This window comes from Leucobacter fengyongliangi, from assembly GCF_052386045.1.
Map to the genome: position 1 here is coordinate 794,696 of NZ_CM126356.1, position 22,970 is coordinate 817,665.

Annotated in this window: 21 protein-coding genes; 9 read left to right on the top strand and 12 right to left on the bottom strand. The window is 65.5% G+C overall.

The window, feature by feature from the left end:
• Positions 1-10: 10 nt before the first annotated feature.
• The gene (locus ACTNFK_RS03755) at positions 11-1,780 is read right to left on the bottom strand and encodes an acetyl/propionyl/methylcrotonyl-CoA carboxylase subunit alpha (protein ID WP_435937131.1); all 1,770 of its coding nucleotides are present in this window, start codon (positions 1,778-1,780) and stop codon (positions 11-13) included.
• A gap of 112 nt (positions 1,781-1,892) precedes the next feature.
• On the opposite strand from ACTNFK_RS03755, the gene ACTNFK_RS03760 reads away from it, so the two are divergent.
• The 6 genes from ACTNFK_RS03760 (at position 1,893) to ACTNFK_RS03785 (ending at position 8,335) form a co-directional block, all read left to right on the top strand.
• Positions 1,893-2,339 carry an FAS1-like dehydratase domain-containing protein gene (locus ACTNFK_RS03760; RefSeq protein ID WP_435937154.1) on the top strand — a complete coding sequence of 149 codons (447 nt, stop codon included), beginning with the start codon at positions 1,893-1,895 and terminating at the stop codon, positions 2,337-2,339.
• Positions 2,336-2,770 carry a MaoC/PaaZ C-terminal domain-containing protein gene (locus tag ACTNFK_RS03765; protein ID WP_435937132.1) on the top strand — a complete coding sequence of 145 codons (435 nt, stop codon included), beginning with the start codon at positions 2,336-2,338 and terminating at the stop codon, positions 2,768-2,770. Before ACTNFK_RS03760 ends, ACTNFK_RS03765 begins: the two co-directional genes overlap by 4 nt.
• A 68-nt stretch (positions 2,771-2,838) precedes the next feature.
• Entirely contained in the window at positions 2,839-3,942 is a 1,104-nt protein-coding gene (locus ACTNFK_RS03770) for a UDP-N-acetylmuramate dehydrogenase (RefSeq protein ID WP_445117206.1), read from the top strand.
• Positions 3,943-4,103: 161 nt separating this feature from the next.
• Positions 4,104-6,170 carry an acyl-CoA dehydrogenase family protein gene (locus ACTNFK_RS03775; protein WP_435937134.1) on the top strand — a complete coding sequence of 689 codons (2,067 nt, stop codon included), beginning with the start codon at positions 4,104-4,106 and terminating at the stop codon, positions 6,168-6,170.
• Positions 6,171-6,231: 61 nt separating this feature from the next.
• Positions 6,232-7,032 (top strand): SDR family NAD(P)-dependent oxidoreductase, encoded by an 801-nt coding sequence (locus ACTNFK_RS03780; RefSeq protein ID WP_435937135.1) that lies wholly within the window; start codon positions 6,232-6,234, stop codon positions 7,030-7,032.
• A 7-nt stretch (positions 7,033-7,039) separates the two neighbouring features.
• Positions 7,040-8,335, top strand: a complete 1,296-nt coding sequence (locus ACTNFK_RS03785) for an amidohydrolase (protein ID WP_435937136.1) — start codon at positions 7,040-7,042, stop codon at positions 8,333-8,335.
• Between the two features lie 134 nt (positions 8,336-8,469).
• Here the strand turns inward: ACTNFK_RS03785 and ACTNFK_RS03790 are convergent, their stop codons facing one another.
• The 6 genes from ACTNFK_RS03790 to mtnA form a co-directional block, all read right to left on the bottom strand.
• Positions 8,470-8,961, bottom strand: coding sequence for a cupin domain-containing protein (locus ACTNFK_RS03790; protein ID WP_435937137.1), 492 nt, complete (start codon positions 8,959-8,961; stop codon positions 8,470-8,472).
• Positions 8,958-9,872, bottom strand: coding sequence for an ABC transporter permease (locus ACTNFK_RS03795; RefSeq protein ID WP_435937138.1), 915 nt, complete (start codon positions 9,870-9,872; stop codon positions 8,958-8,960). The genes ACTNFK_RS03790 and ACTNFK_RS03795 overlap by 4 nt, the downstream gene beginning before the upstream one ends.
• Positions 9,869-11,047, bottom strand: coding sequence for an ABC transporter permease (locus ACTNFK_RS03800; protein ID WP_433647583.1), 1,179 nt, complete (start codon positions 11,045-11,047; stop codon positions 9,869-9,871). The genes ACTNFK_RS03795 and ACTNFK_RS03800 overlap by 4 nt, the downstream gene beginning before the upstream one ends.
• Entirely contained in the window at positions 11,044-12,603 is a 1,560-nt protein-coding gene (locus ACTNFK_RS03805; RefSeq protein ID WP_435937139.1) for an ABC transporter ATP-binding protein, read from the bottom strand. The genes ACTNFK_RS03800 and ACTNFK_RS03805 overlap by 4 nt, the downstream gene beginning before the upstream one ends.
• A 130-nt stretch (positions 12,604-12,733) precedes the next feature.
• Positions 12,734-13,795 carry a BMP family ABC transporter substrate-binding protein gene (locus ACTNFK_RS03810; RefSeq protein ID WP_433647581.1) on the bottom strand — a complete coding sequence of 354 codons (1,062 nt, stop codon included), beginning with the start codon at positions 13,793-13,795 and terminating at the stop codon, positions 12,734-12,736.
• A 29-nt stretch (positions 13,796-13,824) separates the two neighbouring features.
• Complete coding sequence (mtnA, locus tag ACTNFK_RS03815; protein WP_435937140.1) at positions 13,825-14,859, bottom strand: S-methyl-5-thioribose-1-phosphate isomerase; 1,035 nt, start codon at positions 14,857-14,859, stop codon at positions 13,825-13,827.
• Between the two features lie 407 nt (positions 14,860-15,266).
• Here mtnA and phoH2 point away from each other — a divergent pair, with 407 nt between their 5' ends.
• The 3 genes from phoH2 to ACTNFK_RS03830 are packed head-to-tail and all read left to right on the top strand — an operon-like array spanning position 15,267 to position 18,791.
• Positions 15,267-16,583, top strand: coding sequence for an RNA 5'-3' helicase PhoH2 (gene phoH2 / locus ACTNFK_RS03820; RefSeq protein WP_435937155.1), 1,317 nt, complete (start codon positions 15,267-15,269; stop codon positions 16,581-16,583).
• Between the two features lie 42 nt (positions 16,584-16,625).
• Positions 16,626-17,510: a KPN_02809 family neutral zinc metallopeptidase gene (gene ypfJ, locus ACTNFK_RS03825; protein ID WP_435937141.1), complete on the top strand. Its 885-nt coding sequence runs from the start codon at positions 16,626-16,628 to the stop codon at positions 17,508-17,510.
• Between the two features lie 24 nt (positions 17,511-17,534).
• A complete protein-coding gene (locus tag ACTNFK_RS03830; RefSeq protein ID WP_435937142.1) occupies positions 17,535-18,791 on the top strand; it encodes an acyl-CoA dehydrogenase family protein in 1,257 nt (418 codons plus the stop codon).
• Between the two features lie 24 nt (positions 18,792-18,815).
• Here the strand turns inward: ACTNFK_RS03830 and ACTNFK_RS03835 are convergent, their stop codons facing one another.
• The 5 genes from ACTNFK_RS03835 to ACTNFK_RS03855 all read right to left on the bottom strand — a co-directional run bounded on the left by ACTNFK_RS03835 (position 18,816) and on the right by ACTNFK_RS03855 (position 22,954).
• The gene (locus tag ACTNFK_RS03835; RefSeq protein ID WP_435937143.1) at positions 18,816-19,613 is read right to left on the bottom strand and encodes a trimeric intracellular cation channel family protein; all 798 of its coding nucleotides are present in this window, start codon (positions 19,611-19,613) and stop codon (positions 18,816-18,818) included.
• 254 nt (positions 19,614-19,867) lie between these two features.
• Positions 19,868-21,235, bottom strand: coding sequence for a class II fumarate hydratase (locus tag ACTNFK_RS03840; protein ID WP_445117207.1), 1,368 nt, complete (start codon positions 21,233-21,235; stop codon positions 19,868-19,870).
• A gap of 59 nt (positions 21,236-21,294) precedes the next feature.
• Positions 21,295-22,011, bottom strand: coding sequence for a carbonic anhydrase (locus ACTNFK_RS03845; RefSeq protein WP_433647576.1), 717 nt, complete (start codon positions 22,009-22,011; stop codon positions 21,295-21,297).
• Entirely contained in the window at positions 22,008-22,706 is a 699-nt protein-coding gene (locus ACTNFK_RS03850) for a DUF4245 family protein (protein ID WP_435937144.1), read from the bottom strand. Before ACTNFK_RS03850 ends, ACTNFK_RS03845 begins: the two co-directional genes overlap by 4 nt.
• Positions 22,707-22,708: 2 nt before the next feature.
• Positions 22,709-22,954 (bottom strand): exodeoxyribonuclease VII small subunit, encoded by a 246-nt coding sequence (locus ACTNFK_RS03855; protein WP_433647574.1) that lies wholly within the window; start codon positions 22,952-22,954, stop codon positions 22,709-22,711.
• Between the last annotated feature and the right edge of the window lie 16 nt (positions 22,955-22,970).

Consider the following 22,970-nt stretch of genomic DNA (forward strand, 5'->3'; position numbering starts at 1 on the left):
CGGGCGTGCGCTATTCCGAGTCGGCCTTCACCTCGAGCAGGAGGTGACCGGAGGGTACCGTCTGACCCACGGGTGCGTCGATGCCGGACACGATGCCGTCGTGCGGGGCGTAGATCGACTGCTCCATCTTCATCGCCTCGAGCACCACGACGAGCTCGCCACTGGAGACGCGCTGTCCCTCTTCAACTGCGAGCTTGACAACTGTCGCCTGCATGGGCGCGGTCACCGCGTCGCCTGCGATACCGTGTGCCGACGATCCCTTCGCGCGGCGCGGGGCGGGACCCCGCGTGACATCTTGGTCGCCCAACGGAATGAGCCGCGCGGGCATGCTCACCTCGACCCGGCGCCCGGAAACCTCGACGACGACCGTCTGGCGCTTCGGATCCTGCGCGAGAGCGGCCACCTCACCCTCCCAAGGCTCGATGTCGTTCTCAAACTCGGTCTCGATCCACAGGGTGTAAATGCCGAAGGTGCCATTCTCCGCGGTGAAGGCGGGATCGCGCACGATTTTTCGGTGAAACGGCAGCACTGTGGGGAGGCCCTGCACCTCAAACTCGTCGAGCGCCCGACGGGCGCGCTCAAGCGCCTGCTCGCGGGTGGCCCCGGTGACGATGATCTTGCCGAGCATCGAGTCGAAAGCGCCCGAGATGACATCTCCCGACGCAACGCCGGTGTCGATGCGCACACCCGGGCCGCAGGCGGCCTTGAACTGGGTGACCGGTCCCGGAGCGGGCAGGAACCCGTTGCCCGGGTCTTCGCCGTTGATGCGGAACTCGAAGGAGTGCCCGTGTGCGATCGGATCGTCGTAGTCGATAACGCCGCCCTCGGCGATGCGGAACTGCTCACGCACCAAATCGATCCCGGTGATTTCTTCGCTTACGGGGTGCTCGACCTGCAGTCGCGTGTTCACCTCGAGGAACGACACGGTGCCGTCTCTGGCGACGAGAAACTCGCAGGTGCCAGCGCCGACATAGCCGACCTCACGGAGGATCGCCTTCGAAGCTCGGTACAGCTCGGCGTTCTGCTCGTTGGTGAGGAACGGCGCGGGTGCCTCTTCAACCAGCTTCTGATGGCGACGCTGCAGCGAACAGTCGCGCGTGGAAATAACCACCACATTGCCGTGCTGATCGGCCAGGCACTGCGTCTCCACGTGACGCGGCTTGTCAAGATACTTCTCGACGAAGCACTCGCCGCGACCAAAGGCTGCGACGGCCTCTCGCGTCGCCGACTCGAAGAGCTCGGCAACCTCCTCGCGCGTGTAGGCGACCTTCAACCCGCGCCCGCCACCACCGAACGCAGCTTTGATCGCCACGGGCAGACCGTGTTCGTCAGCAAATGCGAGCACCTCATCGGCACCCTGCACCGGGTTGAGGGTGCCGGCTGCGAGCGGCGCGCCCACCTTCTCGGCCACGTGCCGTGCAGAGACCTTGTCGCCCAACTGTTCGATCGCCTCGGGTGTGGGGCCGACCCACGTGAGGCCCGCGGCGATAACGGCCCGCGCGAACTCGGCATTCTCGGCGAGGAAACCGTAGCCGGGGTGGATCGCGTCGGCGCCGGAGCGCCGGGCGACACCCAGAATCTTCTCGATGACGAGGTAGGTGTCGGCGCTGGTCGCGCCGTTCAGCGCGTACGCCTCGTCGGCGAGCTGCGCGTGCATGGCATCGCGATCTTGGTCGGCGTAGACGGCGACTGAGGCGATGCCGCTGTCAGCAGCGGCGCGAATAATGCGGACGGCGATCTCACCGCGGTTAGCGATGAGGACTTTACGGATACGCGACATGATCTCCAGCCTATTGGAGGCGGGGGCCTGGCCGTTGGATATACCCACCAAAGCTTGTGGGGAATCGTTGCCGAACTCGACATGTGGGGGTGCAGCCTAGACTGGGTGCGTGGTGAATCCAGATATTCAGGGCCGGGTCTACCCGCCCACTCAGCCGTACCTTGTGGGACGTGAGAAGGTGCGCGAGTTTGCGCGCGCCGTGCTCAGTTCTGTGCCGCTCCATCACGACCCGGAGACTGCTCGCGCGGCTGGGTACACCGATGTGGTGGCTCCGCCCACGTTCCCCATCGTGCTGCAAGATTTCACGCTGCAGCAGTTGCTCGCCGATGCAGACGCGGCGGTCGACTTTTCTCGCGTGGTGCACGGCGACCAGCGGTTCAGCTACTCCCGTCCGATCGTGGCGGGCGATGAACTTGTCGGCACTATGACGGTCACCTCGGTGAAACAGCTGGGGGGCAATTCAATGGTGACTTCATCCACGGAAATCGTGGATGGTAGCGGGGCACACGTGGTCACCGCGATCTCCACCCTCGTTGTACGAGCGGAGGAGAGCGCATGAGCGACACAGTGCTCCCAGTATTCGAACACCTCGCGATCGGCGACACGGTGGTCGAGCGCACCGTTGCATTCTCCCGCGACACACTGGTGCGCTACGCCGGCGCTTCCGGAGACTTCAACCCGATCCACTATCGCGACGATGTGGCGCAGTCGGTGGGTCTTCCCGGCGTGCTCTCCCACGGCATGCTTACGATGGGTGTCGCGGCATCGCCAGTGAGCGAGTGGATCGGCGCGGCCGGTTTCGTGCTCGACTACCAGGTGCGGTTCACCCGGCCGGTACCCGTCGACGCGTCAGCCGGGGCAAGCGTGAGCGTTACGGCGACCGTTGGAGCGCTTGACCTCGAGGCACGCACCGCCCGTATCGACCTGAAAGTCATGTTCGGCGGCCAGACCGTGCTGGGCAAGAGCCAGCTCGTGGTGGCATTCGCGTGATCGATACCGGCTCGCACGCGCTTCAGTCGGGCGACCATGAGGTCGTGCGGCTCGCGGATTTGACCACCATGCGGGTGGGCGGCCCCGCAGAGCGGGTGCTGGTCGCGACCACCGCAGACGAACTCGTGCGTCTGGCGAGGGAACTCTGGCGCGACGGTGATGACTGGCTGCTCCTCGGCGGGGGGTCGAACACGGTAGTTAGCGACGAAGGATTCCCGGGAACCGTGCTGCTCGTGCGCACCGGGGGAGTCGATCGCGTTTCTGACCCTTCTCTGGAGGCAGGAATCGTCCGTCTGCGCGTGCAGGCCGGTCACGACTGGGATCAGTTGGTGGCCGAATGCGTCGACCGTGGCTGGTCGGGTCTCGAAGCGCTCTCGGGAATCCCGGGGCGGGCCGGAGCCGCTCCAATTCAGAACATTGGCGCGTACGGGGCGGAGCTCGCCGACGTGCTGCACTCGATTACCTTTCTGGATCGCGAGACCGAGGAAGTGACGAGGATCCCCGCAGCAGAACTCGAACTCGGCTACCGCACCTCGAGTATCAAGTCCGGTCGAGAGGGTGTGGTCCTATCGATCGACGTGCTCCTGCGCGAGCACTTTGACACCAAACAGCCACTCTCCGCACCGATCGCCTACGGCCAGCTTGCCGACGAGCTCGGTGTGACGATCGGTGATCGGGTCACGTTGAAGGAGCTTCGGCGTGCGGTCCTTCGCCTGCGCGCATCGAAGGGCATGGTGCTCGACCAAGTCGACCACGACACGTGGAGCGCGGGCTCGTTCTTCACGAACCCCGTCGTCTCGGAACATTTTGCGCGGAGTCTTCCCGCGAGCGCGCCCCGGTATCCGGTCGCGGGAGACGAGCCGGAGCCTGCGGTGACCCCGCTCGAAGAGCTCGCTGCCGGCGCGCCGCTCCGGCTGCCCGCGCCAGCTCCGCCACGTCAGGTGAAGCTCTCTGCGGCGTGGTTGATCGAACACTCGGGCATCGCGCGGGGATTTCGCATCCCTGGTTCGGGGGCCGCTATCTCATCAAAACACACCCTCGCGATTACCAATCAGGGCGGCGCGACCGCGGCGGATATCGCTCAGCTCGCCCGGTACGTGACGCAGCGCGTGCAATCGGAGTTCGGTGTCATCTTGGTGCCCGAACCGAATCTGTACGGGCTGGATCTCTAGCTTCACGCTCTAGTTTGTGAGCATCATTTTTGGAGGGTATGGACAAGCTCAAGGGGTTCGTCGATGCCGGCCATTTGTTGGTTGTCAGCCGGCTAGTTGTCGCGAGAACACCTGAGCCCTAGCCTGGGGGCAGCATGTCAACGGCGCGCAAAGGAGCCAGAATGACCACCCCCGCAGGCACGAGCCCCACAGCCATTCGGATCGATCACACCGCTGTGGGTGATGCGCTGCTCGGCAAATGGAAGAAGGAGCGGCTCGAGTCGCGCCAGCTTGCCTCCGATCCTCGGTTTCAGACTGTTCCCGGGATGTCGATGGATGAGCACCGCGAGCGGGTACTTGAGCAGTTGGGTGAACTCGTTGCTGCCGGGGCCATCCAGCGCGCCTTCCCCAAATCGGTCGGCGGTGACGACAACCACGGGGGCAACATTGCGTCATTCCAGGAGCTGGTTTTCGCCGACCCCTCGTTGCAGATTAAGAGCGGGGTACAGTGGGGCCTGTTCGCTGCCGCGATCCAGCACCTGGGCACCACCCCACACCATGAGAAGTGGCTCCCTGATGCCCTCTCGCTGAAGCTTCCTGGGGCGTTTGCGATGACCGAGATCGGTCACGGCTCAGACGTCGCCTCGGTGGGTACCACGGCGACCTACGACCCGGGCACCGAGGAGTTTGTGATCCACACGCCCTTCACAGGAGCGTGGAAGGATTACCTGGGAAACGCGGCCCTGCATGGCCAGGCAGCGGTGGTCTTCGCCCAGCTGATTACTCAAGATGTGAACCATGGCGTGCACGCGTTCTTCGTGCCCATTCGCACCCCAGATGGCGAGATGATGCCGGGCGTGGGGAGCGAGGACGACGGATTTAAGGGTGGCCTCAATGGCATCGACAACGGTCGCCTGCACTTCACCCACGTTCGCATCCCGCGAGAGAACCTGCTGAACAGGTACGGTGACGTCGCAACGGATGGCACGTACTCCTCGCCCATCGAGAGCCCGGGACGGCGATTCTTCACGATGACGGGAACGCTCGTGCAGGGTCGTGTGTCGCTGGACGGTGCGGCGGTGAACGCGATGAAGGGTGCACTCGCCATCGCCGTTCGGTATGGCAACGAGCGACGCCAATTTCCGGGTGTCGACGGCCGGGATGTGGTGTTGCTTGACTACGGTCAGCACCAGCGTCGGCTCCTCCCGCGACTTGCACAGACATACGCAATGCAGTTCGCTGACCTGAAGCTGCTCGAGCTGTTCGACGAGGTGTTCTCGGGCAAGGGCGACACCCCCGAGAACCGCGAAGACCTCGAGACCCTCGCCGCGGCTCTCAAACCCACCTCTACCTGGGCAGCGCTTGACACGCTCCAGGAGGCTCGCGAGGCCACGGGCGGCGCGGGCTTCATTGCGAAGAACCGTCTCACCAGCTGGCGCAGCGACCTCGACATCTACGTGACGTTCGAGGGCGACAACAACGTGCTGCTGCAGTTGGTGGGAAAGCGACTCCTGACCGACTACTCAGCACGGTTCACACCGGGAGACAAGGCCGCCATCGCTAAGGCAGCGGCCGAGCAGCTGGGAGATCGCGTGAGTCGATTCGGCCTGCGCCAGTTGGGGCAGAGCCTTTCCGACTTTGGCCGGGTGGCACGGTCGGTCGACAGTGTGCGCAGCCCGGACGCGCAGCGAGCGTTGCTCACCGACCGGGTTGAGACCATGATCGCCGAAATCGCCATGGCGCTCCGCGAAGCAACCAAAGACGTTGCCAAGGCGGATCGCGCAGCGGCGGGTGCCGATGCCTTCAATGCGCAGCAGCACAAGCTCATCGAAGCGGCCAAGGCGCACGCCGAGTTGCTGCAGTGGGAGGCCTTCACCGAGGCGCTCGAGACCTTTCACGGAGACACCCTCACCGTGATGACCTGGCTGCGCGATCTGTTTGGTCTCGGCCTCATCGAAACGAGCGCGGCCTGGTATCTCGTGCACGGCCGGCTTTCGGGAAGCCGCGTGGAGGCCATCACAGCGTATGTCGACCGACTCCTCGGGCGCATCCGAACCCACGCGAGTGACCTGGTCGATGCCTTCGGCCTGACTCCGGAGCTGTTGCGCGCTGAGATTGCCACGGGCATTGAGGCCGAACGGCAAGCGGAGGCCCAGGCCTACGTCGCCGCGCAGGTCGCGGCGGGCACCTGGCCCGTGCACGAGAAGCAGCTCTGGGCCAATAAGAAGGGCGCTGAACGCGCGCGGTGACACCAGCCTCGGCGCGCTACGATGGGCAAGACATTTTGTGGAGCGAAAACGGGGTGACAGCGTGGTGAAACGCGATACAAGCTTGCCCGATCTCAGCGGGCAACGAGTGCTCATCACGGGTGCCACTGGCGGCCTCGGGCAGGGCATCTCGCGCCGCTTTGCCGCGGCAGGGGCCCGCGTCGCGGTGCATTACCGATCGTCGAAAGCCGCCGCGCTCACCCTCGTCGAAGAGTTGCGGGAGGCCGGGGGCGAAGCCGAGGCCGTGCATGCCGACCTGAGCGTGCCGGGTTCGGCAGAAAAACTGGTCGCTCTTGCAGTGAAGAAGCTTGGTGGCCTTGATGGCCTCGTCAACAACGCGGGTATCCAGCCGTTGGCCACGCTGTCCGAGATGACGCGCGCCGAGTGGGACGCGGTGTTCGCAACGAACCTTGGGGCGGTATTTGAACTCAGCCAGGCCGCCGCTGCGGTCATGGGCGAGGGTGATGCCGCGCGAGATCCCTCAAGCAATCGGTGGATCACGCACGTCGCCTCCATCGAAGCCAGTCGGCCTGCCGCCGCACACGGACACTACGCTGCGGCGAAGGCCGGCCTCGTCATGCACGCGCGAGCAGCGGCTCTGGAGCTCGGCGAGTGGGGCATCCGGGTGAATACGGTCTCACCGGGCCTCATCGATCGGCCGGGGCTCGAGACAGAGTGGGCGGAGGGAGTGGAGAGTTGGCGGGCGCACGCGCCGCTCGGTCGCATGGGCACCCCGGAAGACATCGGTAACGCCTGCGTCTTGCTTGCATCGGCCGGGGCATCGTTTATTACCGGGCAAGATCTCCCGGTCGACGGCGGCATGCTCGTCACCCCGGGTTGGTGAGCGGGCAATGACCGTCATTTGGGCTGACGCGATGCTCACCCCGACAGGCCCCGTTGCCGAGGCCGAGCTGGTGTTCGACAGTGAGGGGCGCATCGAGTATGCGGGGCCCCAGCGCCCCGGATCCACCCCCACGCACGATCTTGCCGGACACGTGCTCATGCCGGGGCTCGTCAACGGTCACACTCACTCGGCAATGACGTTGCTGCGAGGCGCGTCAGACGACGACGGGTTCATGCCGTGGCTCGCGGCGGTGCAGGCGGCGGAGCAGCACCTCACCCGCGACGATGTGGCCGCGGGGCTGCAGCTCGCGATGCTCGAGATGATCGAGACCGGCACCACCTCTTTTGCAGACATGTACCACTGGGACGCGGGGCTTCTCGAACTCGTGCGCGCCGCTGGCATGCGAGTGCTTGCGGCCCCGGCTGTCTTCACCGACGAGGCGGTCGGGTTTCCGGGAGTCAGCCCGTGGACGGGCGGGGAGGTTCTCGATGCCACCGAGGCGCTCGCAGAACGCTTCGCGGCGGATCCGCACATCCGCCTGGCCTTCGGTCCGCACGCGCCCTACACAACGCCGCCGGAGCAGCTGCAAGCAATTGCTGGGCGCTCGCTTCGCACGGGAATCCCGATCCATATTCACGTGTCAGAATCTGCCGCCGAAGTCGCCGACATGATCGATCGATACGGTGCCACTCCCGCGATGCACCTGGAATCCCTCGGTCTGTTTGAGGCGGACGTGCTGGCTGCGCACTGCGTGCACCTGACTCCGGAGGAGATTGCGGTGTTTGCACGCACGGGTACCGCGGCGAGTCACAACCCCGTCTCGAACCTGAAGCTCGGGTGTGGGGTCGCCCCGCTGCCGGAGCTACTTGAGGCCGGGGTGCGGCTCACGCTCGGCACCGATTCCGTCGCGAGCAACAACTCGCTCGACCTGTTCGAGGAGATCAAGCTCGCGACGATCCTGCACCGCGGGGTGCGCGGCGACGCGGCTGCGGTGCGGGCGAGCGACGTGCTCGACATCGCCACACGGGGTGGGGCGGAGGCTATCGGTTTCCCCGAAACCGGGGCGCTTGAGGCGGGGCGCCTGGCTGACGTCATCGCGCTCGATGTCACGGGCGCCGGCGCGATTCCGCACCCCTCACTCGTGTCTCACCTGGCGTTTTCGGCCCGCGGCAGCGATGTGCGCCACGTCTTCATTGGCGGGCGACACGTGTATGCGAACGGCGATCACCTCACGCTTGACGCCGTCGACGTGCGTGCGCGGGCCGTGGCGGCCGCCGAGCGAATGCGGGCCGCCTCCCTGTAGGGCGCAAGTGGCTGCTTCCATGTCGGGAAGCAGCCACTTGCGCCCCACCAGATGGGGGTGGCTCCTGTCTGGGGTCTGGTGTGGGGGCGGTCCTGTGCGGATGGTGTGCGCCACGGAGCCGGCTACGGTTACGGTTACGCTCGGGTGAGCTCGGTAATCCGCTCGGCGCACTCCGGGTAGCCGGCCTGCAGGGTCGCCCGGATGCCCAGCTCGAACCCCTCCCAATCAAACGGAGGTGCCATGGTCGTGCCCACTAGACACCATTCCCCGACGGGGGAGGAACCCTGCATTACTCCGGCGGGTACCGCAAGCTGGGGCACCTGACCCGCGGCCGGGTCTGGGCCGAGTAATCGCTCCTCGAAACGGCCATCGGGATGCAACAGTAGCAAGTTGAGGGGTGAACCGGCGTACCAGTGGTAGACCTCGACCGAGGCGAGCGCGTGGAGTGCCGAGAAATCCGGCCTGGCGAGCAGATAGTAGATCGCGCTGGAGTGTGCGTCGAGATGACTCTGCGCAAAGAGACCGCCCTCGTGGTCGAGGGGTTCGAGGCCGAGCCGATCCACCCAAGCCTGAGCATCGGCCGGCAGCGTAGTCGCGTGAGCGGGTGCGTCTGAGTGCGCGCTCACGCGACCTGCGCCCGTCTGGCTTGCAGAAACCTCCGGCTCATGATGATGAGTACGAGCAGGGTGACGACGTAGGGCATCACGTCGGTGAGCTGCTGCGGCAACCCAAACGCCTGCAAGCGGAAGCCAATCGCGTCGGTGAACCCGAAGAGCAGGGCCGCCAGGAGTACTCCGACGGGGTGCGCCCGGGCGAGCATCACCGCGACGACCGCGATCCACCCGCGCCCAGCCGACATGCCTTCGTTGAACTGCACCACATTGCCGAGGGCAAGCTGCGCACCGCCCAGGCCAGCCAGGGCGCCCGAAGCGAGCACGGCCCACAGCTGGTAGCGCTGTGGGTTGACACCCAAGGTCGCCGCCGAGAGTGGCCGCTCGCCGACTCCGCGCAGGCGCAGCCCAAGTGGAGTGCGAAAGAGCACCACCCACGAGATCGGGACGAGGAGGAGGGCGAGATACCCCAGGGGGGTGAGATTGAAGAGGGGCCCGATCCACGGGATGTCGGCGAGGACCGGAATACGCCAAGTAGGGATACCGTCGATCCCGGGATCTTTAAAGACACCTTGCACGTCAAAAATTGCGACAAGCAGGAAGCTGGTGAGGCCGATCGCGAGGATGTTCATCGCGACGGCGAGAACAATCGGATCACCCTTGCGGAAGACGGTTCCGTAGCCGAGGATCAGAGAGAAGAGCATGCCGGCGAGCATGGCCACGACAACACCCGCGATCCAGTTCCCCGTAAAGAACGATGCGGCGACGCCAGCGAAGGCTCCGACCAGCAGGATGCCTTCGAGGCCGATGTTGAAGATGCCCACGCGCTCGCAGATCATGCCGCCGAGCGCGGCGAGCAAGATCGGAACGAGGGCGCGCAGCACCGAGGCGATGAGGTCTTGATCGAGCACGTCGAGGAGGTTCATCGCGCGACCTCCTTCGGTTCGGTCGATGTTCGTTTCTTCCTGAACTGCGGGAGGGCAACGCGGTAGGCAAGCAGGATGATGACGAGCGCCTGGATGATGGCTGAAATTTGCGGCGAGAGGCCGAGCTCACGACCCATGGCCTCACTGCCGACGATGATCGCCGCGAAAAAGAGCCCCGAGATGGCCACTCCCACCGGTCGGTTCAGTGCCAGGAGTGTCACGAGCAGCGCGGTCCACGCGTAGTTCGTCTGCACGAAGCTGCCTTCGACGAGCCGGGTGTTCGGGCTGCCGATGACGAGCAGCACGCCGATCAACCCGGCGATGCCCCCGGAGAGTGCCATGGTACGCAAAACGAGCGGTCCAGGCTTCACCCCGCCGTACCGTGTGAACTCGGGGTTCAGTCCGGCAAGACCCGATTCGAATCCGTACTTCGTGCGTCGGTTCATGAAAGCGGTACCGACAACGAGCACCACAACAATAAGCAGCGACCAATTCACCCCGGTGAGGATCGCGGTGATGGGGTGCATGGCGCCCAGCCCCTCGCGCAGCGACTCGGCAAGCCCGCTGTCTCGACCCACCATCATGCCGATCTGGCGGCTGGGATCGAGCTGCTCGCTCGCGATCAGATCTGAGGACGGCTCGTCGAGTCGGTAGCGAATGAGCCACGAGGAGAAGTAGCGGGCCGGATAGTTGAGAAGGAGCGTCGAGAGCAGAATCGGCACGCCCAGAGCGGTCTGCAGGAAACCCGCCACAAGCCCCCAGAGGGCGCCGACGGCGATCGCGGTCACGATGGCGAGCAGCGCGACGAGCGGGCCTGGTCCCGGGAGGTACACGGCGACGAGGCCGCCGGCGAGACCGCCGAGCACGGCTTGCCCCTCGGTGCCGAGGTTGAGCACTCCCGCGCGAAAGGCGATCGCGATCGCGATGCCGAGCCCCACGATGGGGAGTGCCCGTTGCAGCGTCGAGGCCCAGCCCATGCCTGACCCGAATGAGCCCTGCAGCATGGCAACGTAGCCGTCGAGTGGGTTCACCCCCGCGAGCAGCATGAACACGGCCCCGATGAGGAGAGCCGAGACGATGGAGACGGGAATTGGCCCCGAAAGCCACGTGCGCGATGCCCCGAGCGCCCGGGAGAGGCTGGTCGCTTGGTCAGCGGTTCGGGTCGATGCGCTCACAGGGTGGATCCCTTCTGGGAGGCAAACGCGGCCCCCGGTCGGTGGTGTGCCGGCGGCTCATGGCCAGCCATGTATAGGCCGAGCAACGCCTCCGTCGCCTCACTCTGGGGCACTTCGGCAACGATCCGCCCCTCGAACATGACGAGAATCCGCGACGAGAGCGAGAGGATTTCGCTGAGCTCGGCCGAAATCAGCAGCAGCGCCCCGCCGCCGTCACGATACTCGCACAGCTCGCGATGGATCGACTCGATGGCTCCGATATCGACGCCCCGGGTTGGCTGCTCGGCAATGAGTAGGGGCGAGTTGTAGTCGAGTTCTCGGGCCACGACAAGCTTTTGTAGGTTGCCGCCGGAGAGGGTGCCGACCGGAGTCGCAGGGCTTGCGATCTTTACTCCGAAGCGTTCGATGAGTCTCCGCGCATGATCGAGCATTGCTCCGCGTGAGAGCAGCCCGCTGCGCAGCAGCGGCGCGCTGCGGTGGTGGCCCAGGGCCAGGTTGTCGGATGCGTCGGCGCTGCCCGCACTGCCGACGCCGTGCCGGTCTTCGGGGATGTAGGCGATGCCGCCATCGCGGCGAGCAGCAATTGAGGAGTGGCTGAGATCCACCCCGCGAACGACAATGCGACCGCCACTGACTCGACGCATGCCAATGATCGCCTCGGCGAGCTCGACCTGACCGTTGCCCGCAACGCCCGCGATACCAACTACCTCGTTCGCGCGGACCGTGAGATTGGCCGATTCGACCGCGGGACGCCCGGCACCGGGCACGGACAGGTCGCTCACCTCGAGTATTACTTCGCCGGGGTCGTGCGCTGGTGGGGGAGTCGAGAGGTCGACATCGCGCCCGGTCATGTGGCGGGTGATTTCTGCGGGGGAACTCTCTGCAGTTACGAGTTGGGCGACGTGGCGACCGTCTCGCAGCACGGTCACGCGGTCGGAGATCGCCATGACCTCGTTCAACTTGTGGGTGATCAGAATGATCGTTCGCCCGTCATCGCGCAGAGTGCGCAGCACCTCGAAGAGTCGCTCGGTCTCTTGCGGTGTGAGCACGGCGGTGGGCTCGTCGAGGATGAGTACCCGTGCGTCGCGATAGATCGCCTTCACGATTTCGACGCGCTGCAGCACTCCGACGGGCACCGAGTCGACGCGCGCGGTGGGATCGATCGCTAGCCCGTAACGTTCGGCGATCTCGGTGACCGCGCGATTCGCCGCGGCCCGGTCGATCAGGCCGCCCCTCGTAGGCTCCCTACGAAACACGACATTCTCGGCGATGGTGAGCGATGGAAACAGCTTGAAAGATTGGAACACCATGCCGATGCCCGCGTCGATCGCGTCAAGTGGCGACTGGAATTTCATTCGCTCCCCGCGAATGAATATCTCACCCTCGTCTGGCTGGTGGACTCCGGCAAGCATCGACATCAGGATCGATTTGCCGGCTCCGTTCTCGCCCATGAGTGCGTGAATCTCACCGGTCTCCACCGTAAAGTCGACGCTGTCGTCGGCGAGCACGCCGGGAAATCGCTTGGTGATCCCGCGCATTTCGACTTCAGATGCCATGCTCGCTCCTTCGTGCGATGTGGGGGTGGATCGCCCGGCGCGTCAGGCGGTTCAACTGCTGTGGCTATTCTTCCCGAAACGCGGGTGCGCCGCACAGGAGAGTTCCTGCGCGGCGCACCCCAGTTCGTGACTAGGCGGTCGGGTCGACGACCGTGATGTCGCCCGCAACGATCGCGTCGCGTGCCTCGGTGACCTGCTCGAGCACCTCCGGGTGCTCCATGATCACGCACTCCGAGTTCGCTGCGTCCTCGGTGAGGCTGACGATCGTCATGCCCTCCTCGGCGAGGCCGAATGAGCTGGTGGCCTCTGACGGGGTCTTACCATCGAGGATTTCGCCCACGACGGTTTCGACGACCTTGTTGACCGACTTGATCGTGCCGTCCATGACGCTGCCCGGTGCCATCATGCACTGGTTCGCATCGACGCCGTACGCGAAGAAGCCCTTCTCGGCTGCCGCCTCGAAGATGCCGCCGTTCGAAGCTGCACCCACGGCGAAGACCTGGTCGGCCCCGGTGGCGGCAAACGCGATGGCCTGTTCCTTGGCGCGCGCGGTGTCGGCGAAGGGGTTGTCGCCACCGATCACCTGCGGGGCGACGGTCACCACCGATTCGTTGACGCTCTTGGCGCCCTCGTCAAAACCGACCGAGTACTTCTGCAGCAGGGGGATGTCGAGCGAGATGACCGAGCCGACCGTGCCGGATTCGGTCATGAGGCCCGCCTCGATGCCGAGCAGGTAAGAGGGCTCCTGCTCGCGGAAGGTGGCCTGGTACAGGTTGTCGGGCGCGCCCTCGACGAAGGTGTCGATCAGCACGAATGCCTGGTCCGGGTACTGCTCTGCGAACTCCAGCGCGAGGTCAGCGAACTGGAAGCCGAGCATCACGACGACCTCGGGAACCTCGGCGACGGCTGCCTCGAGGTTTGACCGACGGCTCGCGTCGTCCTTCGACTCGAAGGTCTCGGAGGTGCCACCGTTGGCTTCGGCAACTGCCTCGATGCCGATCTTGCCCGACTCGAGGAACGCGTTCTGGCCGATGGGATCGCTGGTGATGTACACGAAGTGCGGGCCATCGGTGGTCGCCTCGGTCGACTCGCTCGAGCCGGCTTCGCCGCCCGAGCATGCGGTGAGCAGCAGTGCTGCCGACATGGCGCCGGCGGCAACGGCCGCGCGGGTGCGGCGCTGGGTGAAGAACATAGGGGTTCCTTTCAATCTGACGGTTAGGGTCATGGAAGTAGTGGGCCGAACGGAGTCTCGGCGAGGGTCTCCCCGAGTTGCGGCCGAACCACGCGCCGCTCGGTGATGATGGCGGTGATGAGTTCGTGAGGCGTGACATCAAAGGCCGGATTTACCGCGGTGATGCCCTCGGGGGCTGTGCGCATGCCGCCGAATCCTGCGACCTCGTCGGTGCCGCGATCCTCAATCTGGATGTCGGCTCCGCTCGCGGTGCGCATGTCTACCGTCGACTCAGGTGCCACGACGAAGAACGGCACGCCGGCGTGTTTGGCTGCGAGCGCGAGTGAGAATGAACCGACCTTGTTTGCGGTGTCGCCGTTTGCCGCGATGCGGTCGGCCCCGATGAACACAGCGTCAGCGATGCCGCGCGAGAGGAGGAACGGGCCGGCGGAATCGATGAGGAGTCGAAATGGCGCGCCCATGCGCTGCAGTTCCCACGCGGTCAGTCGGGCACCCTGCAGCAGGGGGCGGGTCTCGAGCGGAAACGCCTCGGTGAGTGACCCCTGTTCGAAAAGGGTCTGGATCACGCCGAGCGCGGTGCCGCGCTCGACGGTCGCGAGGCTGCCCGTGTTGCAGATCGTCATGACGTTCACGCTCTGCTTCCCCGTGAGCTCCCGGGTGAGATCGGCACCGCGCAGCCCCATCGACACGCACGCTGCAATGTCTTCATCGCGTATCGTGAGCGCCTCAGCGAGCACCGCCTCAGCGCCCTCGGTCAGTCGGGTCAGCGCTCGATCCACCCCCCATGAGAGGTTGACCGCGGTGGGGCGAGCTTCGCGCAGAAGCGCCGCGTCGCGCTGTGCCGACGGGAGATCGAGAACGTCGCCCGTGGTGTGAGCGCGCGCGATCAGTGCGGTGCCCAGCGCTCCGGCGACACCGAGTGCCGGTGCGCCGCGTACCGCGAGTCGCTGGATGTCGGCGATGAGTTCTTGGAGCTCAGTGACTCGGTGCACTTCGAGGCGGTGCGGGAGAAGTGTCTGGTCGATCAGCTCGATAGCTCCGTCGGCCCAGTCGATGGTGCGCACGAAAAGTTCCTCAATTCATCGGGGTGTCGCGGATATCGTCGGTAGTGTGTCTCGCGGTCTGAAGAAACCGGCACAGATGCGTCATCCAGGCTATCGGAATTGAGGTTGCAGAAAGTCACGATCACGTGTCATCGAGCGTCATGAAACGCAAGTGAAACGGCACCGAAATCTCGGTGTCGCCGTTCGCCCAATGTGCCCCCACCGTTCACCAGATTGGAGTGTGTCGCGCCCCGCACTCGAGCTCGCCAGGCGTAGCGTGTGTGGCATCGGGCAAGGAGCCCGATCGAGGCGGCCACTTCCCCCTCGAGCGAAAGGTCGCCCCGCTGATCCGGCACCGCCGGGCAGAAGGAGTCACCGTGGCCGAAACGCATGACACCCGCACCGCACTCGTCGCACCCGCTGCTCCCATCAGCAGCCACGAGTCGCTCCCGCAGCAGGAACGCACCTACGTGCTCGATACCTCGGTGCTGCTCAGCGATCCCGCCGCGATCTTCCGTTTCGCCGAGCACTCGGTCGTGCTCCCGGTGGTGGTGATCACTGAACTCGAGAAGAAGCGGCACGATCCCGAGATTGGCTACTTCGCGAGGCGCGCGTTGCGGTTGCTCGATGGCCTGCGTGAAACGCACCTGCGGCTCGACTTTCCCGTGCCAGTAGGCGAGCGGGGCGGCACCCTGCGGGTCGAACTCAACCACACGAGCGTCGAAGCGCTGCCAAGTGGCATGCGGCTCGGCGACAACGACACCCGCATCCTCGCCGTCGCGCAGAATCTGTCGGCCGAGGGCCTTGAGGTGACGGTGGTCTCGAAGGATCTTCCGATGCGGGTGAAGGCTGCGGCGCTCGGGCTGGGGGCCGAGGAATACCGGGCCGAACAGGCCGGTGACGATTCCTACACCGGGATCGCCGACATCGACCTCAGCGAAGAGCAGATGAGTGAGCTGTGGGACGAGGAACGTCTCGACGAGGTGGCCGCGGCCCGAGAACTACCCATCGGCACCGGGCTTATCTTGAACTCGCCTCGGGGCTCGGCGCTCGGCCGCATCGACGGCAGGGCCTCCCTGCGCTTGGTGCGCGGCGACCGCGAGGTGTTCGGGGTGCACGGTCGCAGTGCCGAGCAGCGGCTCGCGATTGACCTGCTGCTTGATCCGCAGGTGGGCATCGTGTCGCTCGGAGGCCGCGCGGGAACCGGCAAATCGGCCCTCGCGCTCGCCGCGGGCCTGGAGGCTGTGCTTGAACGGCAGCAACACCGCAAGGTGATGGTGTTTCGGCCGCTCTATGCGGTCGGCGGCCAGGAGCTGGGGTATCTGCCTGGAGACCAGCAGGAAAAGATGAACCCGTGGGGCCAGGCGGTGTTCGACACGCTCGGTTCGATCGTGAGTCAGAACGTGCTCGACGAGGTGGAAGCGCGTGGCATCGTCGAGGTGCTGCCGCTCACGCACATCCGCGGGCGCTCGCTGCACGATGCGTTCGTGATCGTCGATGAGGCGCAGTCGCTCGAACGCAATGTGCTCTTGACCATGCTCAGCCGAATCGGTCAGCACTCCCGGGTGGTGCTCACGCACGACGTGGCGCAGCGTGACAACCTGCGGGTGGGGAGGCACGACGGCATCGCCGCCGTCATCGAGAAGCTCAAGGGGCATCCGCTGTTCGGGCACGTCACCCTCACGCGTTCCGAGCGCAGCGACATTGCGGCACTCGTGACCGAACTTCTCGAGGACGCCTCGTAGTCGGCCCTACGAATTGGCCGGCCGCCGACGTACGCTGGAGGCATGACCTTCAATCCCAATGCCGACGTCGGCGGCAACACGGCCCGTCGCCGCGGTCGCACCACCGCGATCGCTGGCGGCGGGGTCGTGGGCCTCGGCGCCATCGTCGTGCTGCTGTTTAGCGTGTTTACCGGTGTGGATCTCACCGGACTGTTGGGCGGAGCGACGGGCGCGGGTGACGCACTGCAATCGGGCTCCGGGTCATCCTCGCCGATTGCGGAGTGCGAGACGGGTGCCGACGCGAACGAGAACGATGACTGCCGCATGGCCGCCGGATCGATCGTGGTGAACGAATTTTGGGTCGAGCGGGTCGATGGGTATCAAGCACCCACCCTCACGATCGTCGAGGGGGCAACCTCCACTGGGTGCGGCACCGCGTCAAACGCGGTTGGCCCCTTTTATTGCCCGGCCGATCAGGGCGTCTACATCGATCCCGACTTCTTCGCCGTGATGCGCACGCAGCTGGGTGCGTCGGCGAACGAACTCGCGCAACTGTACATTCTGGCCCACGAATACGGCCACCACGTGCAGAACATCGTCGGCACGATGCAGGCCTATCCGAACAATGGCACGGGCCCCGACAGCAATGGGGTGCGCATGGAGTTGCAGGCCGACTGCTACGCGGGCGCTTGGGTCGGCGCGATGACCGAACAGACCGATCAGAACGGCGTGCCCTATCTGCTGCCGCCCACCGAGAATCAACTCGCCGACGCGCTCAACGCAACCGAATCGGTGGGCGACGATCACATTCAAGGACAGTCCGGGTTTGTGAACCCGGAAAGTTGGACGCACGGTTCGAGCGAGCAGCGTCAGAGCTGGTTCACCCGCGGGTATCAGAATGATGTCGGCGCGTGCGACACCTTCGGTCTCGACGGCAGCCAATTGTAGGTCGCGCGAGCGTAGGGTGGATGCGTGACCACCGAAGCCCTGTTCCGACTGCTCCCTGACGATCTCCTCGACCGTTGCCGTGACCGCGCTCCGCTCGCTGACGCAGACAACGTCTTCTTTGCCGCGGATCTCGCCGAGTTGCGGGCGGCGGGCTACCTTGCCGCCCCCGTGCCGGTGTCGCTGGGTGGATCGGGGTTCGATTTGGCGACTCTCGTGCGGGCCCAGCGGCGGCTCGCTGCGGCCGCCCCAGCGACGGCGCTCGGAGTGAATATGCACCTGGTGTGGGTGCAGGTTGCCAGGTTTCTGCACGAGCGCGGGGATCACCGTCTCGACTGGGTGTTGCGCGATGCGGTCGCGGGGGAGGTCTTCGCGTTCGGCATCTCAGAGGCTGGCAACGAGGCGGTGCTGATGGATTCGCAGTCCACGGCCCGTTCTTGCGGTGATGGCGATGGGTATCTCGTGAGCGGCACCAAAATCTTCACCACACTCTCACCCGTGTGGACGCGGCTCGGCGTGCACGCCCGGGTCGAGCGCGGGGTTGCGGGTGCGGGTGGACGTGTGGGAGGCTCCTCGGGTGACGCTGATCGCGAGACCGAGCCGCAGCTCGTATTTGGCTTCGTGCGGCGCGAGGGCGCCGAAGTGCGCGACCCGGATGAGGCATCGCGAGGGCTTGCCGAGGGGGTGATCTCACACCCCGGCACCTGGAACCCACTCGGCATGCGTGCGACACAGAGCTATACAACCGAACTTCACGGGGTGCGGATCGCGGAGGCCGACGTGGCGGCGCGCATGGCGCCCTTCGACGGCAGCGATCCGCTGATTCTTGCAATCTTCTCCGCCTTTTCGATTCTGACCGCCTCGGTGTACGCCGGCATCGGTGACCGGGCCTTAGAGCTCGCGACGAGCGCGGCAAATCGCGTCACGATTGGGGCAGATGGGCAAGAGTCGCTGCGCCTCGACGACCCTGACACTGCCGCACGGTTGACCGCGGCGGTGCTTGAGCACCGCGCATCCCTCGACACGCTCGAGGTGATGGCCCGCGACGTAGATGAATTGCGGGTGCGAGACGACTGGTTTCTGGCGCTCGCCGCCGCGCGCAACCGCGTCACCGATGAGGCGCGCGGGGCGGTCGAGGTGGCGATGCGCATCGTCGGCGCACGCGCGTTCGACGCCGACAGTGAACTGGCGCGACTGTACCGCGACGTGCTCGCCGGACTGTTTCACCCCTCGTCTTCGCGCGCTCTCGCCAAGACGGTGCGGGGGTTCCTGGGGGCACCATAACTCTCCGAGTGGGTGCCACCTCCATCACGGTGAGGTAACGCCGGGTGTTCCCTCGCCCGGATCCACGGGTCGCTCGGGGGCATCGTGATCCACTGAATGAGGTGCCTGGAAATCAGTCGGCAGCGTGATCACCCCGGTGTGCAGCGCCTCCTCGATGATCTCCTCGACCTGGCGCTGTTTGCGCAGCCGGATGCGACTGAGCGCGCGCTGCTCGGGGAGGCTCCAACCGAAGCGCACGGCAAGGAGGCGCAGGACCGTCGTCACGCCGACACACACGATGCCCGCGGCGATGACGGGGAGATCGAATGCCAGCATGCCGAGCAGCACGACGATGCCGCCCATCGACGCGAGCGCGTAGAGCGAACCGACGTGCATCAACGCGATCGGAATGTTGAGGATCATGTCACGCAACACGCCGCCCCCCACCGCCGAGACCGTGCCCACAAACATGGCCGGAATCACGGGAAGGCCCATCGACAGGGCCTTCGTGGTGCCGATCGCGCCGAACATGCCGATGCTCACGGCATCGAGCAGGCTGATCACCGGGTCGATCTTGCGAAACAGGCGCGGAACCGCCATGCCGACGAACGCGGCAAGCGTTGCCGTGAGCAGGTAGGAGTTATTTGAGAAGGCCGCCGGTGTTACCCCGAGCAGGATGTCGCGGAGGAACCCACCGCCGATCCCTGAGGCGATCCCGATGATCGCGACCCCCAGCAGATCAATGCGCTTGAAGCCGGCGGCGAACAGGGCACCCTGCAAGCTACCGACACCGACCGCAATCAGGTCTGCTGCAAGCGGGGTCACGAAGGTATCGTCGATCACTCTGACATTCTCTCGCAGCTACTCGTCCGGTTCGACCGCAAACACGGTGCCCTATTCACCTAAGGGTGTCCTATTCGCGCAAATAAGGCACCCTGAGCTGAAGAACGGTGGTTGAGGTTTGGTTGGGCGGTGGGTGGGGCTTGGGTGAGCACGGGGCGCGGGGGCGGGACGCAAGAAAAGCGGGCGGGGTCGCGATCCACAGTGGATCACGACCCCGCCCGACTCAGCGACTCAGTGTCTGTGCGCGCGTGCGACTACTTGGCGACGCCTGGGTGTGTCATGGACAGAAGATCGAGCGCCTGGTCGAGATCGGCCTCGGTCACCTCGCCGCGCTCGACATAGCCGAGGTCGACGACGGCCTCACGCACGGTGATGCCCTTCTTGACCGAGTGCTTCGCGATCTTCGCCGCAGCCTCGTACCCGATGAGGCGGTTGAGCGGGGTGACGGTCGAGGGGCTCATGCCCGCGAGAGCCGCGGCGCGCTCGAGGTTCGCCTCGAGTCCCGTGACGGTCTTGTCTGCGAGTACCCGCGACGCGTTCGCCAGCAGGCGGATCGACTCGAGCAGCGCGGTGCCCATGACCGGGATCTGTACGTTGAGCTCAAACGATCCCGATGCCCCAGCCCACGCGACGGTCGCGTCGTTGCCGATGACTCGCGCGCACACCATCAGCACGGCCTCGGGAACCACGGGGTTCACCTTGCCCGGCATGATGGAGGAACCCGGCTGGAGATCCGGAATGAGGAGCTCGCCGAGACCCGTGTTCGGGCCCGAGCCCATCCAGCGCAGGTCGTTATTGATCTTGGTGAGCGACACCGCGATCGTGCGCAGCGCCCCCGATGCCTCAACGAGACCGTCGCGGTTTGCCTGGGCCTCGAAGTGGTTGCGGGCTTCGGTGATCGGCAGACCGCTGGAGGCCGCGATCTCCGCTATGACCTTCTCGGGAAAACCGAGTGGGGTGTTGATACCCGTGCCTACGGCGGTGCCACCCTGGGGCACCTCGGCGACGCGGGGGAGCGCTGCGTCGATGCGTTCGATGCCGTAGCGGATCTGCGCGGCGAACCCGCCGAACTCCTGGCCAAGCGTGACCGGGGTGGCATCCATCAGGTGGGTGCGGCCGGACTTCACTGCGGTCTTCCACAGTTCAGCCTTCGCCTCGAATGCCTCAGCGAGGTGCGCGAGGGCGGGCTTCAGCTGTTCGATGAGGGCTCCGGTCACCGCGATGTGCACCGAGGTGGGGAAGACATCGTTCGACGACTGCGACGCGTTCACATGGTCGTTCGGGTGCACGGGAGCGCCGAGGTGCTTGGTCGCGAGCGTCGCGAGCACCTCGTTCATGTTCATGTTCGACGAGGTGCCCGAGCCGGTCTGGTAGGTGTCGACCGGAAACTCGCCGTGGTGTGCGCCACCAATGATCTCGTCAGCCGCGGCGACGATCGCCTGCGCAACCGGAGCCTCGAGAATGCCGAGCTCTGCGTTTGCGATGGCTGCGGCGCGCTTGATGCGAGCGAGCGCCACGATCTGAGCGGGTTCGAGCCCTGAGCCCGAGATTGGGAAGTTTTCAACGGCGCGCTGCGTCTGAGCAGCATAGAGCGCGTTCTTAGGCACGCGCACCTCGCCCATGGTGTCGTGCTCGATGCGGTACTCGGCAGCTTCGGCTGCGTTCTGCACAGTGCTCACAGTCATCCTTCGTGTCGGTGGGTGTTTGAAAATTGGGGTACTGAGTCGCTGTCGGCGAGGGCGATGTTGAGCGGGCCCACCGCACTGATGGGCACGGCCCGACCCTCGGTGAGTTGGTACTGACACCCGACCACACCGAGTCGCCCGGCATCGACGGCATCGCTGATGACCCGCGAATTGCGCAACAGGCTATTCACGGTATTCGCCAGGTGGATCCTGCCGATGTGGTTTGCATCCAGCTCGGCGGGATCGGCATAGGGGGTGTCGGTATGAGTTTGCAGCCACAGCTGCTGCACGGCCGGGCGGATCGGTGCCAGGGTGTTCTCGATCGAGGTGGTGACCTCTGCGGGGTTTCGCCCCGACTGATCGATGGCGGCGGCAACCGCGCCGCAGGAGTCGTGGGCCAACACCACGATGAGGGCACTTCCGAGTGCGGTGACTGCGTACTCCATGGAGGCGGTGATCGACTCTGCGACCACGTGGCCCATGTTGCGCGCGATGAACAGGTCGCCAAGCCCGCAGTCGAAGATGATCTCGGCGGCGAGGCGCGAATCCGAGCACCCGAAGAGGGCGACGTTGGGTGTCTGAGTGACGACGAGCTCGGTGCGGCGTTCCACGTCCTGATTCGGATGCTGCGATCGACCCTGCACGAAACGTTCGTTCCCAGCGATGAACGTGTTCCATGCGTCCTGCGGTGAGACCCTGGGGGTGACGGTCACTGATCCTCCTCGTGAGCGGTTGATGTGGCTGCGCGAGAGCGCGAGTCCGCGTCACCTACGGCAGCGGTCAGGGTGCGGAGGACGGCCGATGTGTCGGTACCAAACACCAGCGCCGTCGTCGAGCTGAGCGTCCCCTCAGCACCAAAGAGCACGTTGGTTTCGTCCGGGTTGCGCTCGGGGTAGTCGTACACGGACCAATCGACACCGCCGAGGGTTTCGCGGCCGGTGGGTTCAAGCCCCTCGAACTGTTGGTTGATCCACGTCGCGTCAACCTCGGCGCCCTCGGCCGTGAACGACTGCAGCACGGCCGCGTAGGCGCCGTTTTCCGTGGTGTAGCCGACGTACCAGTAGGTAATGTCGCCGCTGCCTGACTCGCGCAGCTCGGCCTGCTTTGCCTTCCAGGAACTCGGAACCTCGGGCACGATGAGCGACACACCGGTGCTCTCGGATGCCGCGGCCGCGGCCTCGGCGACGTTGACGGAGTAGTCGCCCCAGCCTCCGGTGCCGCGCGGCACTGCGAGGATGATCACGAGCACCAGCCCCAGACTTACGATCAGCGACAACACCAGATTGTTGACGGTCTTGCGTTGCCGATAGAGCTGGGAGTCTCGCGCTTTTCGGGCCGAGGTTTCAGACGCGGTCTCGGGTCGCCCGAGTTCGGCGACGATCACCGGTGGCTTCTGCTTGCCCGCCATGCTTATTGGTCGCCCTCGTTCGCGCCGGCAACGGAAGTCGCGCTCTGACGCGCCGCCTCCAGCCGCTTGCGGGCGCCGAGCAGCCACTCTTCGCAGCGTGCGGCGAGCTGTTCGCCCCGCTCCCAAAACTGCAGCGATTCCTCGAGGGTCACTCCGCCCTGTTCGAGACGACCGACCACCTGCACCAACTCATCACGCGCCTGCTCATAACTCAGGGTCGAAACATCGGTCGCTGTGGGCTCAGACATGCCCTCCAGCTTACCG